This window comes from Paenibacillus sp. ov031 (assembly GCF_900143165.1).
GTDB lineage: Bacteria > Bacillota > Bacilli > Paenibacillales > Paenibacillaceae > Paenibacillus > Paenibacillus marchantiae.
The window spans coordinates 1,339,395-1,354,598 of the sequence record NZ_FRDO01000001.1 but is presented as its reverse complement, the minus strand read 5'-3'; the positions used below and the strand labels follow the sequence as shown (position 1 = coordinate 1,354,598).

Sequence of the window (15,204 nt, the reverse complement as noted above, 5' to 3'; positions counted from 1 at the left end):
ATACATGGCATCGGCTCTATTAATCCACATATTTGCCGTGATCCGGGACGGCGGTCTGTTCAAAATCGAGATCGAGCCGCTCCAGCGAATCTCTCAGCATTTCTCCGGTTAAGGAATGACCATGCCCGGTAACAGCAACTATGGGCTCCAGTCGTCGAATAAGCTGAACTGATCGATGAGCCGCTTGCCAATCCGTCGTGAAATATGCAGGTGGACCGTGCAACTGTTTGTCCTGAAGCAGCACACTCCAGAGCGATTCCTGTTTTACAGTGACGATCGCGTCTCCCGCAATCAGGATACGGTCTTCTTTTCGAAATAGCGATACATGGCCCGGTGTGTGACCGGGAGTATGCTGCCATTCCCATCCAGAAACACCTGGGATTGAATGATCATCCGGCAGACTGAATATCCGATCATCGAGATTAATAGCTTCATTAGGATAAGCAAATGACAGCCGTGCCATCAAACCGCCACCTACAGTAGGGTCCGCCGGAGGGTAATCTTTCACACCTGTCAAATAAGGCAGTTCCAGTGGGTGTGCATACACCGGGACACCCCAGAATTGTTCGAGTTCGATGACGGTCCCTACATGATCAAAATGACCATGTGTCAAAATAATCGCAGACGGTGGACCAGGAAAGCGTTCAGCTGCAACATGAAGAATCTGATCAGTGAAACTGGCCATTCCAGTGTCCACGAGCACCCAGTTCCTGCTTCCAGGCTCCCCGATGAACACAACATTAACGAACAGTGTACGCAGACTGAGGATATCGTGCGCGACTTCTTCAAGTCCCGTCATTCCTGATGTAATCAGATTGTCAGATGCCATTCACGGTTACCTCCCATTCAGGCGGATTGTCTCTCTGGTTCCATTCATCTGTCATAGACTTCCCTTTTCTGGAGTAACTATTCCTTATTCCCAATAAAATAGACGGTGGACGCCCTGTTTCAGGCATACACCGTCTAGTATAATCAGCTACATTCCATATTAGAACAAGAACCTCTCGGTCCTATTATGCCGGGTAAGCATCCAGTGCCGCATCAAGCAGTTGATTGTACATATCATCATCGTTTTCAAGCAGCTCGTCCATACGCAGCAATTCATCTTCATCACCGGATTGTTCAGTGAAATGCAGACTATAGTCCCAATCCTTGCCGTTCTTGCTCATAAACGTAATCTCATAAACTGACTTTTCGCCTTCTGCACGAAAAACCGTATTTCCTACATAATTCTTCTCATCTTCACGACGCATCTCTGCACGAATAATCTCAATATTCACAATCGTTCTCTCCTTTAATCTCTCTTCAGTTGCAGGTCTCCACAATTTATGGTAAACCTAGTTTGGTAATTATTATTGGTTAATTGTACAATATATATCGTAGCAACGTATACCTTATTCAATGAGGGAACCTTACTGACTCCTTACATACCTGTAATGAGGACTATAATAACAAACAGCTACGACATTATACCAAACAGGAGGAACAAATAGCATGAACAATTTTGAAACGAATTTACAACAATATGCCGAACTGGCAGTCAAAGTGGGTGTCAATGTCCATCCTGGGCAGACGCTCGTCGTAAACGCACCCATTTCCGCAGCACATTTTGTGCGCCTGATCGTCAAAGCCGCTTATGGCACAGGTGCCAAGTTGGTCAAAGTAAACTGGAGTGATGAGGTAATTACACGTCTTCACTATGATCTCGCACCAGAGGAATCCTTCTCCATTGAACCAAAATGGTTTGCAGGGGAAATGACTGAACTCGTAGAAGAAGGTGCCGCCATTCTGCATGTTATTGCAGAAAATCCGGACCTGCTTGCCGGTGTTCCTCAAGAACGCATCGTGACTAGTCAGAAAGTTCGCGGTAAAGCGATGGAGAAATATCGTTCCTATCAGATGGCAGACAAATTCAGCTGGTCCATTGTGGCAGTTCCTTCCCCTGAGTGGGCAGCCAAAGTATTCCCTGATCTTCCGGCTGAGCAGCAAATTGATAAGTTGTGGGATGTCATCTTCAAAACCGTTCGCATTGGTGAGCAGGATGCTGTCGCTGAATGGAAAACACATTTGCTGAATCTCGACTCCCGTGCTGATCTGCTTAACGAGAAGAAATACAAAAAACTTCACTATACTGCCCCTGGCACAGACTTGACGATCGAGCTTCCTGAAGGTCATCTGTGGGTATCCGGTGGAAGCATTAATGAGCAGGGACACGTCTTCGTTGCCAATATGCCTACAGAGGAAGTGTTCACCGCTCCACTGAAAACCGGAGTTAACGGTACAGTTCGCAGCACTAAGCCACTGAGTTATGGTGGCAATCTGATCGACGGCTTCTCCATCACTTTCGAAAATGGTCGAATTGTCGATTATACTGCTGAACAAGGACTTGATTCATTGAAAAGCTTGATTGAAATGGATGAAGGCGCACATTATCTGGGCGAGGTAGCTCTCGTTCCACATCAATCACCAATTTCGGATACGAATATTTTGTTCTACAACACCCTCTTTGATGAAAATGCATCCAACCATCTGGCTATCGGTAACGCCTATGCCTTCTGTCTGGAAGGCGGCAAAACGATGTCCAAGGATGAATTGATCAGCCATGGCATGAACTCCAGTCTCACTCATGTGGATTTCATGATTGGATCAGGAGAAATGAACATTCACGGTGTCACTTCCGAAGGCAGCGAAGAGCCAATCTTCCTGCAAGGCAACTGGGCTTTCTAATTTAGACGATGTAAATGAGAGAGAGGGTCACTCCTCTCTTTTCCTGCGTATGCGGGGCATTCATGATATGGAGGAACTTGATATGTTGAGTTTTGAACAAAAACTGGATCGTTATGCTGAACTGGCTGTAAAAGTTGGAGCCAACGTTCAGCCCGGACAAATCTTCGTTATCAGCGCGATGATTGATACAGCTGAATTCGTGCGTTTGTTGGTGCGTAAAGGCTACGAGGCCGGAGCAAAGAAAGTCATCGTCAAATATGGAGACGAAACTGTCAATCGGCTGCGCTTTGAAATGGCGCCTGAGGACTCTTTCCAAGATGCACCGAAATGGCATGCCGCTGAACTTGAGGAGCTGGCAGCGAACAATGCTGCGTTCTTGACCATATTGTCATCCAGCCCAGACCTGCTAAAAGGCATCGATCCAGAACGCATTTCCACCCATCAGCGTACATACGGACAGGCGATGTCCAAATACCGTCAGTATCAGCAGGCGGACAAAATGAGCTGGACAGGAGTAGCCTGTCCTTCGCCGGATTGGGCCGCCAAAGTCTTCCCTGACCTTCCCCCTGCCGAGCAGATGAAACAGCTCTGGGAAGCCATTTTTGCTGCTGTAAGAGCTGATCTCGAAGATCCTGTAGCGGCTTGGGAGCAGCATATTGAGCGTTTGGAGCACAAAGCAGTTGCCCTGAACAGCAAAAAATACAAAGCTCTTCATTTTGTCTCACCGGGAACCGACCTTACGGTTGAGCTTCCTGAAGGGCACATTTGGGCGCAGGCTGGCAGCATTAACGAACAAGGTACACGTTTTGTCGCCAACATTCCGACAGAGGAAGTATTCACCGCGCCGGCTAAATATGGGGTAAACGGTAAAGTGTCTAGTACCAAACCACTCAGTTATGGCGGAAGTATCATTGATCGCTTCTCCCTTACATTTGAGAACGGACGCATCATTGATTTCCACGCCGAAGAAGGTCAAGATACCCTTGAAAGACTCATTAAAATGGATGAAGGTTCGCATTATCTCGGTGAAGTCGCTTTGGTGCCCTTCCATTCTCCAATCTCGGAAAGTGGTATTCTCTATTACACAACGCTATATGATGAGAATGCATCTTGTCACCTCGCTATCGGCAGTTCCTATGCTTTCAATATCGATGGTGGCAAAACCATGTCAACCGAAGAGCTTGCAGCTCGCGGCATGAACTCCAGCATTACACATGTGGACTTCATGATGGGATCGCCGGAAACGAACATTTACGGTGTTACAGCGAATGACGAGCGTGAAGCCATCTTCCTGAACGGCGATTGGGCTTTCTAAGCCATTTGTATCTGTTATTCTACGATTATTAAATAACACATAGAGGCTGCCCTACTAACCATAATTTACTGGTTAGTGAGGCGGCCTCTCTCTATTTCGGCTATACTTTTTCTGCTTCTGTCGGACTAACCTCCCATTGTATCGCTTCCATATAATGTTGTAAAATGAAATGATACCAATGTTTGTGGATTGTTCACCAGAAAGGAGAACATCATGGCCAATCGGCTCCAATTACTCTTAGCCTCAGATTTCCATAATTTGGGCCCTCAGCTTCAAGAAGAAGTGTACTACGAATACTATAATATGGTACATGGTCTCATCGTTTACATCATCAAAGAACGTGCTGCAGCAGAAGATATCATTCAGGAAGCTTTTATCAAAATCATTAAAAACAAACCTCTCTTTGACAACGAAGTCAAGCTGAAAGCCTGGCTGAAGGTTGTCACACGGAATACCGCCATTAATTATCTGAGAAAAAATAAAAATAACCGTAACCAACTGGATACGGATAGTGTTTTTATAGATATGGAGACAATTAATCAGACGGCAGCTTCCGTGGAGAGCACGGTGGAGACTCAAATGATGCAGGAATCCATCGAGTTCTATCTGGAACAGCTTAAGCCGGAATACCGTGTACTCGTGGAGCTGCGCTGGAAAGAGGGTCTTTCCTATCGGGAAATGGCCGATCTGCTTGATACATCCGAAGAAATTGTGAAGCAACGTTTGTTCAGAGCCCGCGGAAGTATCAAGAAGAAATTACATAAGGAATGGGGTGGAAGCATTGAGCAAAGGCAAGTCCGATAAGCATATTGATTCATTCGATTCAGAGCTGGAAGACGATTTTTTCGATGCCGCGTTTGATATGGCTTTTGACGAAGCCTTCCATCAGGCTGTATCTGCCACCCCTGCTTCCAACACCGAATCCATGCGCCAATCCTGGCTCCAAGTTCAAAAGGAGATTGACCGGGTTGGCGTACGCAAGAAAAGAATGCGCACCATACGTTTATCCGTCATTGTTGCTGCGTCCGTGACCATCGGCGCCGTCATCTTCAGTATGCCAACCGGGACGCAAGCCGTCTCCCCTTTTGTACAATCAATCAAGGACTGGGGCAATGGCATGAAATCCATTGTTATTGAGGATCGTACTACTCATTTGGGTGCTGATCCTTCGACAGCCAAGACACCTCCACCTCCTGAACGAGGAGTTAATGAAGCTCCCAAATTCTATTCTGGAGACGATCCAGAAGAGGATGAAGATATTGTTCTCCCCTTCTATGAGACATCACATTTACTTGAAGCTGTTGTTGTAACCAAGGAAATAGCACGCTCGGGATTTATGGGTGATTTTTTGTTATCAAAAGCGATTCCCGAGCGGTTTACAAAGATCAAATTTGAGCTCATGCTGGATACCCTTAATCCCGTCAATCCGGAAGATTATTACGAATCTCAACGAATGAGGGTTCGTTATAGCGGCGAAGGCAAAAATGGTGAAGAAGAAGTCATTCAGTTTGATTATGCCTATGTTTCGCCTGGTCAGGTCATTGAGGGGCCCATGCTTCGCGAAACAAGTATCGTCAAATTGGCTGATGGCAGCGATGCATTTATGTACCTCGGCCCCCCCTATAATACCTTTCAATGGATGATGGGTTCTGTCAACATGAGCTTATTCGGAACCGTCTCGGAAGAAGAGATGATTGCCATTGCCAATGACCTGCAGGAACAAAAATTTCCAGGTAGTACTCAAAAATAAATTAAAATAATACGTTGTTTGAAATATGTGTTGTCGTCTCAGGTTTGACCCCATCGTTGGCCGTATGAAGACTGACAACCCGATAGTAATATCCGGTTATAACGGTCCAGTTCGATTGGGCATTCAGGGTCTGCGTTTGCGATTTCTTCTTGGAACCGGATTGATAGAGTATCCAGGCCGATCCCGTCCAGCGCTCAAGTCGATAATCGACTTGCAGCGATTTCATTTCCGAGAAGGTCGTTGTTGTTGTATTTACAACCGCAGTCAGCCCCCCTCCAGGTGTAACCGTCCCCTCTGCCTGATAAATATAATTTGGGGAAGACAACATATTAACACTTGGTTCCAAGGGCGGTGGTGGTGGAGTAAGCGCGTGAGGCTGGATACTTGGACTGGCGACAGCTACCCCGGCGGTTGGTATAGCAAGAATTATGGGTGCCGATAGTGCTGCAACAATCATGACTTTCAACATGGACGTTATTCTTATTTTCCGCATATGTATCCACCCTTCATTTTCCAAATTTGATTTTGTGTAAGTATTAAACGGATGTAGTGGTTAGAAGGTTTCAAAAAAATAAAAGACGCTCCGACTTACATGTCGGCAGCGTCTTTTGGTTCTCTGATGCATCATCGGGTAAATACATACTGAATGGATGAAACCTAAATAATTCCATTCCGTATCCATAAGATAACGTTGATATGAAATTATTCTCACATGCCTCAGACCAAATGACAGGCTACAAAATGATCCGCTCCAAAGTTCCGATACGCTGGAATTTGCTGCTTGCAGATATCTTCTGCCCATGGACAACGTGTATGGAACTTGCATCCAGTTGGCGGATTCACCGGACTGGGGATATCCCCTTTAAGCACAATTCGTTCCCGTTTCAATTTGGGAATCGGCACAGGTACAGCTGATAGTAGCGCTTTCGTATACGGATGCAGTGGATTGCCGAATAACTCATCTCTGGAGGCCGTCTCGACCATGGAGCCCAGATACATCACTCCAATACGGTCACATAGATGTTCCACCACACTCAGATCATGCGAAATAAACAAGTAAGCAAGGCCACGCTCTTGCTGAAGCCGTCTGAACAGGTTGATAATCTGAGCCTGAATAGACACGTCGAGTGCTGATACCGGTTCATCTGCGATAATCAGTTTCGGATTTAAGATCAAAGCTCGCGCGATCCCAATCCGTTGTCGCTGTCCACCAGAGAACTCATGGGGAAAACGATCAATATGATAAGATGACAATCCGCAGGCTCCGAGTACCTCCTTGACGAGATCACGAACCTCGCTTGCGGTAGCCAACCCGTGATCCAATACAGCCTCCCCGATCGCATCACCAATGCGAATGCGCGGGTTCAGTGAACTGTAGGGGTCCTGGAAAATAAGTTGAAGCTGCGGACGGATCTTCCGCACTTCCTGCATTGATAACTGATGCAAGTCAACACCTTGAAAACGAATCTGTCCTTCCGTTTTTTCCGTTAATCGCACGATCGTTCTTCCAACGGTGCTCTTGCCACTTCCGGATTCACCCACTAATCCAAACGTCTCGCCTTCATGGATTGTGATGCTGATATCATCGACTGCTTTCACATGGGCTACTGTACGATTCAATAAACCTTTGCGCACAGGAAAATAGGTTTTGAGATGTTCGATTTCCAATAGAGGTTCAGACATGACTCAACGCCTCCTCATACAGAAAGCATGCAGCCTTCTGACCAGGTCCAAGCTGCTTCAGCGTAGGCATTTGCGTGGTGCATATCGACATACAGTGCTCACAACGATCAGCAAAATGACAGGAATCTTTTAAGGATAGTGGATCAGGTACATGTCCGGGTATCGAATACAATTCGTCCTGTCGTTGATTGATAATCGGCTTGGAGCGAAGCAATCCCTGGGTATATGGATGTTTGGGAGACTCGAACAATTGCACAACTTCCCCCTCTTCCACCACTTTGCCTGCATACATTACAACGACATAATCCGCCATTTCGGCTACAACGCCAAGGTCATGCGTGATCATCAGAATGGAGGTTCCTGACTGGGACTTGATATGTTGTAACATATCCAATATCTGCGCTTGAATGGTCACATCCAGTGCGGTGGTTGGTTCATCCGCGATTAACAGTTTCGGGTTACATGAGATGGCAATGGCAATCATAATGCGCTGCAGCATACCTCCACTCAGTTCGTGCGGATAGCTGTTTGCAATCTGTTCCGGTCGTGAAATACCAACTTCGGCAATCAGCTCAACCGCTCTGGCACGAGCCTGCTTTTTACTCATTTTCAAGTGTACAATCAGCGGCTCCATTAATTGCTCACCGATCTTCAGCACGGGATTCAACGAGGACATCGGTTCCTGAAAAATCATGGAGATGTCATTGCCCCGGATGGCACGCAGCGAAGATTTACTTTCACGGAGCAGATCCCGGCCATCAAAACGGATCACACCTCCTACTACCTTGCCAGCCGGTTCTTCAATCAATCCCATAATCGACATGGCGGTTACACTTTTGCCGCAACCTGATTCACCAACGATGCACACCGTCTCCCCTTCACGTACATTCAGGCTTACGCCGTCCACGGCTTTGACATTGCCTTCTTCTGAGTAAAAATGAGTTTCAAGTTGTTCAATTTCAATCATATTTTGCATGAGGCGTGCTCACCTTCTCTTCTGTTTGGGATCTAATACGTCTCGAAGACCATCACCAAAAATGTTAATCGCAATAACGGTCACGAAAATGGACAGCCCTGGCGGAATCCATAACCACGGATGCTGTTGAAAATCAATCATGTTGTTGGCCGCATCGATCATATTGCCCCATGTAGGCGTTGGCGGCATGACACCCAGTCCAAAAAAGCTGAGTACCGACTCGCTGAGAATGGACCCGCCGATATTCAGAGTCGCCATGACGATGAGCAGCGGGACAATATTGGGCAGAAGATGGTGAAACAGTTTGCGACGGTCACGCAAGCCAAGAACAACAGCAGCCTGCATGAATTCACGCTCCCGCAAGCTTAACATCTGTCCCCGTACCATTCGGGCCATACCGGGCCAGTTGACAAAGCTGAGCATCAGCATGACGATATACATTCTGGAATCCGGTGGAACTTTCCAATCCGATAACAACGCGCCGAAAATGAACAGCAGCGGCAATCCCGGAATCGTAAGCAGCAAGTCGGCAATCCGCATAATGACCTGATCAACAATGCCACGATAATATCCGGCGATGGCTCCAAGCAAGGAGCCGATAAATACGGATAGAACCATGGAAGCCAAACCAACAGTGAGCGAGATACGACCAGCCATCAGCACACGGGTAAGCACATCCCTACCAAGCGCATCTGTACCAAGCCAATGATGAATGCCTGGACCTTGTTTCATCGCCGCCATATTGATCTTGTTATCGGTATAAGGTGAGAACAGCGGTCCAATGAAACAAGCCACAAACATCAACAAAACCACGATGAATCCGCCAACGGCAAGTTTGTTCTTGAGCAGTCTTCGGAGCGACAATTTCCATAAAGAAGACTTGGTAGGAACCTTTAAAGGTAAGGCAGCTTCTGCGGCATTTCTCGTTACAGACGATGAAGAGATTGTCATTTTCATAGCCCCCTATTGCAAACGGACACGCGGATCTGCGATGTGATAGAGCACATCAGACAGTAGCGTTCCAATGACGGTAAGGATGGCGATAAACATGGTAAAGCCCATCAGCAGCGGATAGTCACGCAGTGAGAAGGACTGCATATATAACTGGCCGATACCGGGCCAGCTGAATATTTTCTCAATAATCAGTGAACCGCCGAATAAGGACGGCAGCTCGAATCCAATCAGTGTAATTGCAGGTAAAAGAGCATTGCGCAAGGCATGGGTATACAACACTTTGCTTTCTTTTAAACCCTTGGCTCGCGCTGTTCGAATATAATCCTGCTTGATCACATCAATCATGTTGCTGCGGAAGTAACGGGTAAGTGAGCCTACCCCAAGCAGGGTCATGACAATTACAGGCAAGGTCATGTGCTGAATCACCTCTTTGACATAGGCCAGACCGGTAGCATTACTTCCTGTAGTCATCATGCCGCCTGGAGGCAACCATTTTAGGTCAACCGCCAGCAGTTTAATCAAAAACAATCCGATAAAGAAGGATGGCACGGACATGGCTGCAAATATGCCTATCATCACGAAGGTATCGAACCACGAGTACTGCTTATAGGCAGCGATCACACCGATAATAACCGCGATAAACCAGGTCAGGAACGTAGTCACCGCAGCTAACAGAAATGAATTCCAGATATATTCGTTGAACAGCGAGAGTACTGGCTTTTGTTGTGCCAATGAATATCCGAAGTCCCCGTGTACAGCATTTTTCATCCAGATGAGATATCGTTCGACAACGGGCTTGTCCAGTCCGTATAATTCGCGCAGTTCGGCCTTACGCTCAGGACTCAGCTTAATGTTGCTGGAGATATAATCTCCAGGAGTAAGTGCATACAGGCTGAAAATCAGAACGGAAGCGGCCAGCAAAATAAGAACCATGTATGTCATCCGTTTCACAATGTAAGTGCTCATATTAGGCTCCTTATCAATGCGTCCCCTGCATCTGCGACATCGCAAACACAAGGGACGTTTTGTTTATTTCGGTATGGATGTTTCTTGATTCATACCACTGCTTATTTCAGAGACCATTCCGGCAAGCTGGTTGCAATCCCGCGGTATGGACTGACAGAGAGCCCATCGATCCGACCGTTATAGGCATAGACTGTTTTTTTGTAACTGGTGAAAATGACAGGCAGCTCATCGTTGAGCAACTGATACAGCTCTTTGTATACTGCCTTACGTTCCTCAATGTCTGTCGTAGCCAGACCTTTGTTGTACAGCTCTTTCACTTTGGGATTGTCGTAGCCCTTCAGCTCGCCATCCACAAATTGCAGTACCCCGTCCGAAGGATCCGTTAACATCGGTGTAGAGAAGGAAGCCACGTCATAATCGCCGCCCTCTACTTTGGATACAAGTGAGTTGAAATCCGCGAAGACTTCCGGCTGGAACTGCACGCCAATCGCTTCAAAGTTTTCTTTGGCCACCGCAATGAAGATATCCGTGGCCGGACTCTTCGTTCCGAGGAAATGCAGGGACAACTTCTTCCCGTTTTTCTCACGGATGCCATCGGCTCCAGGCACCCACCCTGCATCATCTAGCAATTGATTGGCTTTGTCCGGATCATAGGCGTATGGATTAATACCTTCCTCCGTATATGACCAGGAAATAGGTGAAGTCGGGATGTTGGCAACAGCCCCTGCCCCTTGGTTGGCGTCCACATAGATGGACTGACGATCCAGGCCATAGGTGATGGCTTGCCGTACTTCTTTTTCCTGAAGCTGTTCATGCTCCAGATTAAGCTGTAAATATCCGTATGTACTTGGTGTGTAAGGTAGAAGGTTAAGGTATGGGATATTTTTCAGCTTATCGATATTCTCCTGGGTAGCCGTGAACGAAGTGAAGTCGATCTCTCCGGTCTCAATAAACTGCCAGGTGTCTCCTTCCGATGTTTTATATATGAAGTGCTCGGTTTTCGGTTTGCCCTTGTAGTAGAATTCGTTGGCAACGAATCGCACTTCCTGACCCGGAATGAACTTTTCGAGTTTATAAGGGCCATTACCTACAGGTGTTGCATGAAGATTTTTAATGTATTCGAGTTTGCCGAATTGATAGTCTTTGCCGTAGTAGGCTTTGGACAACACTTCAGAGCCCAATGTAAGCAGAGCAGTTGCGTTGGGTTGTTCCAGCGTGACCGAGATCGTTAACGGATCAATGACCTTAATACCCTCAATGTGATCTGCCTTTCCTTCGGTATACGCTTTGCCGCCTTTCACCTTGGTGGAGAAAATATCGAATCCACCGTCATACGACTTGTCATGCAGAATGGTCCATGTAAAAGCAATATCATCTGCGGTGAGCGGGGAACCGTCACTGAACTTGGAATCTTTTCTCAGATGAAACGTGTATGTACGCTGATCGTCGGACACATCCCAGCTTTCAGCGAGATCAGGAACAGGCAATCCCTTCTCATCTACGGTCACGAGCGAAGCAAAAAGCAATGAAGCAACGTTGCCATCATATCCGCTCTGATGGAAGTACGGTGTGAAAGCCCCGCTGGGATCCGTAAGTCCCACAATCACCGTATCCGTCCGTTTTTTTGCCGTCTCAGGTAATTGATTCAAGTCCGTCGCCTGAAATGGTGCATCCAGTGCTGCTGAAACCGGAGTGGCTTGTGTACCCGGATTCGTTGTCCCGCTTCCAGCAGTAGTGGTCTCTGCTCCCCCACCTCCAGCACATGCCGATAACACAATTGCACTACTGATAATTAACGATGCCACAGATAAACCTTTCACTCTCATAAAATCCTCCCCAATTCATAAATGATCCATATTTTTCTCGCTCAGCCGTTCCTAATTCCCGAAATAATCCAGAATATATATAATTCCTATGAAATTAGTAAGGTATAAGTTCGATAAGCCCTATTATAAGAACCTCATTCGGTTCTGTAAATAGAGAACCACAAAAAAATATTTATATTAAACCCATTAATATCCACTTTAAAGCGATAAAATAGCCGTATGTTTTGCGCGGATTTCCTGAATAAATTTCAGTTCGTCCACAACAAACATACGGCTGCATCAGAGGAATACTTTTTTTCTAAAAACCACATTTTGATAAACGTTATTGCTCCAAATAATTCATGACATTCGGTAAAATTTGCTCCAGTGCATGAAGACGAAGTGAATACTCAACCAGGCTCTCTCCTTCAAAATGAGCATAGACCAACCCTGCTCCACGAAGCTTGGAAAGATGGTCATGAGTAATTCCTTTGGAGAGCTTCAAGTGACGAACAATTTCTATGAACGAACGCGGTCCCTGATGCAGAAAACGCATGATTTTCAGTCGGTTCTTCTCTCCCAAGCTGCGAATCACACGCAAATGATGGGTCGGAATATACTCATGGTCTCCCATATACAATCTGGAGGAATAATGGCACAGCAGAGTATCCCCAAAATGCAGGATGACATTTAGCGGCTGAAAATGAAATTGTGGTACAAGCAGCAGTCTCTCCAACCCCTTTATGTCACGGAACATCAAACCGTTGGTCGCATCGTCGAGTACTTTTTCCTGGGGAGATTGACTTAACTGTTCCTTGCGGTTCAGAACCTCCTGGCGCAGATGTTGTAAGATTACGGGATCAAGCAAGCGAAAATATTGCTCATTCCACCCGGTTAAGACATAGGTCATCTTAGTCTGGAAAGCAGCGATATCATCTGTATACGGGAAGCTGTACCGACTAAAAATGTCATGGAGTTCAAGCACTGTTCGTTGGCTGAACCATTCAATAAAATCCTCCGGCTCCTCCGCTTCCACTTGCAAACAGACAAGCAGATACATCCATTTCCAATCATCATCCACGTTCATATTTTGCAAGACAGCAGCAAGCTCAGGAGTTAGCTGTCCTTCTGTTTCTAGCGCCCAGGCTATGGATAAATCAATCTTTTTATGCGATTTTCGGCAAATATATGTATGCAAACTAGCCATGAATTCAAATACAGACGTAAATCCAACCTCAATGCGATAGCTCAATCTCAACCTCTCCTATCTTGCAAAGTCGTTCCATTATACCCTGTTTGCAGCCGTGCATGCTACGATTATAGGGTAAACAAAAAGCCGCACAGTGAAATATTCCACCGTACGGCTTCTCAATAGACCGGATCTCCTGTCTCCAAAAATAATACCTTGAATCAGGCTCCTTCGCCTTCAACCATCAGTTCCAGCTTAATCACATTCACACGTGAAATCCGCTTATGTTCGGTCTCTTGAATAACAAAGACATATCCACCATACTCTACCGATTGCCCCACTTCTGGTGGGATGGCCTCTACTCTGGAGTATAACCAGCCGCCAATCGTATCATAATCTGCCCGGTCCATATCCAGCCCAAAGCGTTCACTAACCTCTTCAATCAGCATGAGGCCGTCAATGGAATATTCCATCTCATCCACTTTCTCAATTGATGGACGCTCTTGGTCAAATTCGTCCTGAATCTCGCCCACAATCTCTTCCATGATGTCTTCAAGCGTTACAAGGCCGGAGGTTCCTCCGTACTCATCAATCAGGATGGCAATCTGTGTCTTGCTACGTTGCATCCGCTTGAGCAGGTCACTGATGGGAGTGGAATCGGGTACTGCGAGAATCGGCCGAATCACCGAGATGGTATCTGTAAGCTGAGATCGCATCAGGTCTTTAATGTGAATAAAACCGATAATATGGTCTTTGTCACCGTTATAAACCGGATAACGGGTACGCATGCTTTCACTGGCAATTTCCAGATTTTCCAGCATGGACTGATTGGCATTCAGGCAGATCATTTCCGTCCGCGGAATCATAATTTCACGGGCGGTTGTTGCCGTAAAATCAAATATATTATCAACAAGTGCCAATTCAGTATTGTCAATTAAACCGCTCTTATTGCTTTCTTTCATCAGAATGCGTATTTCATCTTCACTATGCGCTGAGTCATGCTCCGAGGCCGGTGCCATGCGAAACACTCTCAGCAGGCTGTTCGCCATACCATTCAATGCCCATATAAAGGGATACATTAATTTGTAAAAGAACGTAAGCAACGCCGCAGACCATAACGTGATCGTCTCTGATTTGCGGATGGCCATCGTCTTGGGAGCAAGTTCCCCGAGTACAATATGCAAAATCGTAATAATAACAAAAGCAATCGCAATGGAAATACCGTGTACGTATACCGGCCCCATTCCAAACGCAGTAAACATGGGCTCTAACAGGTGAGCAATCGCTGGCTCTCCTAGCCAACCGAGTCCAAGTGAAGCGAGCGTTATGCCCAATTGACACGCGGATAGATAAGCATCCATGTTGCGTACAATATTGGAAGCATAAATCGCATTTTTATTACCTGTTTCCACCAAAGCTTCAATCCGGCTACCACGAACTTTGACCATCGCGAATTCTGCCGAGACAAAGAAACCATTCATCAATACAAGCAAAGCAATTAAAAATAAATTTAATATACTCGGTAAGGGGTCACTCAAATTATCATCCTATTCGCCGTCATTCTTCGGCAAATAGGTCCACCTCCTTCGAAAATGTAGGATATTTGCCATTCTGCCGCTCATATGCAGTTTCAACTTCCCAATGCGTTCACCTCCACCTTCTTCTGTAGAATAACAAGGATATGCTTCTTTTATTATATAATTCTACACTACACAGTCAATCCGTGTCCTATGACAACGAAATGATGCATACAGGCTATTTCGTTAACAAATGTACCGAATGCGCAGTTTTTTTTACGTTTTACTAACAAATATATGCATCTTCTTGCGTACGGTTTAA

At 46.1% G+C, this 15,204-nt stretch carries 14 protein-coding genes; 4 read left to right on the top strand and 10 right to left on the bottom strand.

All coding sequences use genetic code 11. The features are described from left to right. Positions 1-19: 19 nt before the first annotated feature. The gene (locus BUA17_RS05840; RefSeq protein ID WP_072732897.1) at positions 20-829 is read right to left on the bottom strand and encodes an MBL fold metallo-hydrolase; all 810 of its coding nucleotides are present in this window, start codon (positions 827-829) and stop codon (positions 20-22) included. A 184-nt stretch (positions 830-1,013) separates the two neighbouring features. Continuing rightward, the gene (locus tag BUA17_RS05835) at positions 1,014-1,280 is read right to left on the bottom strand and encodes a hypothetical protein (protein ID WP_079696002.1); all 267 of its coding nucleotides are present in this window, start codon (positions 1,278-1,280) and stop codon (positions 1,014-1,016) included. A 214-nt stretch (positions 1,281-1,494) separates the two neighbouring features. On the opposite strand from BUA17_RS05835, the gene BUA17_RS05830 reads away from it, so the two are divergent. The 4 genes from BUA17_RS05830 to BUA17_RS05815 all read left to right on the top strand — a co-directional run bounded on the left by BUA17_RS05830 (position 1,495) and on the right by BUA17_RS05815 (position 5,792). Further along, positions 1,495-2,727, top strand: coding sequence for an aminopeptidase (locus tag BUA17_RS05830; protein WP_063563938.1), 1,233 nt, complete (start codon positions 1,495-1,497; stop codon positions 2,725-2,727). 82 nt (positions 2,728-2,809) lie between these two features. Continuing rightward, positions 2,810-4,042: an aminopeptidase gene (locus BUA17_RS05825; RefSeq protein WP_072732896.1), complete on the top strand. Its 1,233-nt coding sequence runs from the start codon at positions 2,810-2,812 to the stop codon at positions 4,040-4,042. Between the two features lie 213 nt (positions 4,043-4,255). Next, the gene (locus tag BUA17_RS05820; protein ID WP_063563940.1) at positions 4,256-4,846 is read left to right on the top strand and encodes an RNA polymerase sigma factor; all 591 of its coding nucleotides are present in this window, start codon (positions 4,256-4,258) and stop codon (positions 4,844-4,846) included. Next, complete coding sequence (locus tag BUA17_RS05815; protein ID WP_063563941.1) at positions 4,824-5,792, top strand: hypothetical protein; 969 nt, start codon at positions 4,824-4,826, stop codon at positions 5,790-5,792. Before BUA17_RS05820 ends, BUA17_RS05815 begins: the two co-directional genes overlap by 23 nt. A gap of 1 nt (position 5,793) precedes the next feature. Here the strand turns inward: BUA17_RS05815 and BUA17_RS05810 are convergent, their stop codons facing one another. The 8 genes from BUA17_RS05810 to BUA17_RS05775 all read right to left on the bottom strand — a co-directional run bounded on the left by BUA17_RS05810 (position 5,794) and on the right by BUA17_RS05775 (position 14,903). Further along, positions 5,794-6,285 (bottom strand): hypothetical protein, encoded by a 492-nt coding sequence (locus tag BUA17_RS05810; protein ID WP_072732895.1) that lies wholly within the window; start codon positions 6,283-6,285, stop codon positions 5,794-5,796. A 224-nt stretch (positions 6,286-6,509) separates the two neighbouring features. Then, the gene (locus BUA17_RS05805; RefSeq protein ID WP_072732894.1) at positions 6,510-7,475 is read right to left on the bottom strand and encodes an ABC transporter ATP-binding protein; all 966 of its coding nucleotides are present in this window, start codon (positions 7,473-7,475) and stop codon (positions 6,510-6,512) included. Next, positions 7,468-8,451, bottom strand: a complete 984-nt coding sequence (locus BUA17_RS05800) for an ABC transporter ATP-binding protein (protein ID WP_072732893.1) — start codon at positions 8,449-8,451, stop codon at positions 7,468-7,470. Before BUA17_RS05800 ends, BUA17_RS05805 begins: the two co-directional genes overlap by 8 nt. Positions 8,452-8,460: 9 nt before the next feature. Further along, positions 8,461-9,402 carry an oligopeptide ABC transporter permease gene (gene opp4C / locus BUA17_RS05795; RefSeq protein WP_063563945.1) on the bottom strand — a complete coding sequence of 314 codons (942 nt, stop codon included), beginning with the start codon at positions 9,400-9,402 and terminating at the stop codon, positions 8,461-8,463. Positions 9,403-9,414: 12 nt separating this feature from the next. After that, positions 9,415-10,371, bottom strand: coding sequence for an ABC transporter permease (locus tag BUA17_RS05790; protein ID WP_072732892.1), 957 nt, complete (start codon positions 10,369-10,371; stop codon positions 9,415-9,417). A 101-nt stretch (positions 10,372-10,472) separates the two neighbouring features. Further along, a complete protein-coding gene (locus tag BUA17_RS05785) occupies positions 10,473-12,197 on the bottom strand; it encodes an ABC transporter substrate-binding protein (RefSeq protein ID WP_072732891.1) in 1,725 nt (574 codons plus the stop codon). Positions 12,198-12,519: 322 nt separating this feature from the next. Next, positions 12,520-13,428: an ArsR/SmtB family transcription factor gene (locus tag BUA17_RS05780; protein ID WP_244552079.1), complete on the bottom strand. Its 909-nt coding sequence runs from the start codon at positions 13,426-13,428 to the stop codon at positions 12,520-12,522. A gap of 158 nt (positions 13,429-13,586) precedes the next feature. Continuing rightward, a complete protein-coding gene (locus tag BUA17_RS05775; RefSeq protein WP_063563949.1) occupies positions 13,587-14,903 on the bottom strand; it encodes a hemolysin family protein in 1,317 nt (438 codons plus the stop codon). Between the last annotated feature and the right edge of the window lie 301 nt (positions 14,904-15,204).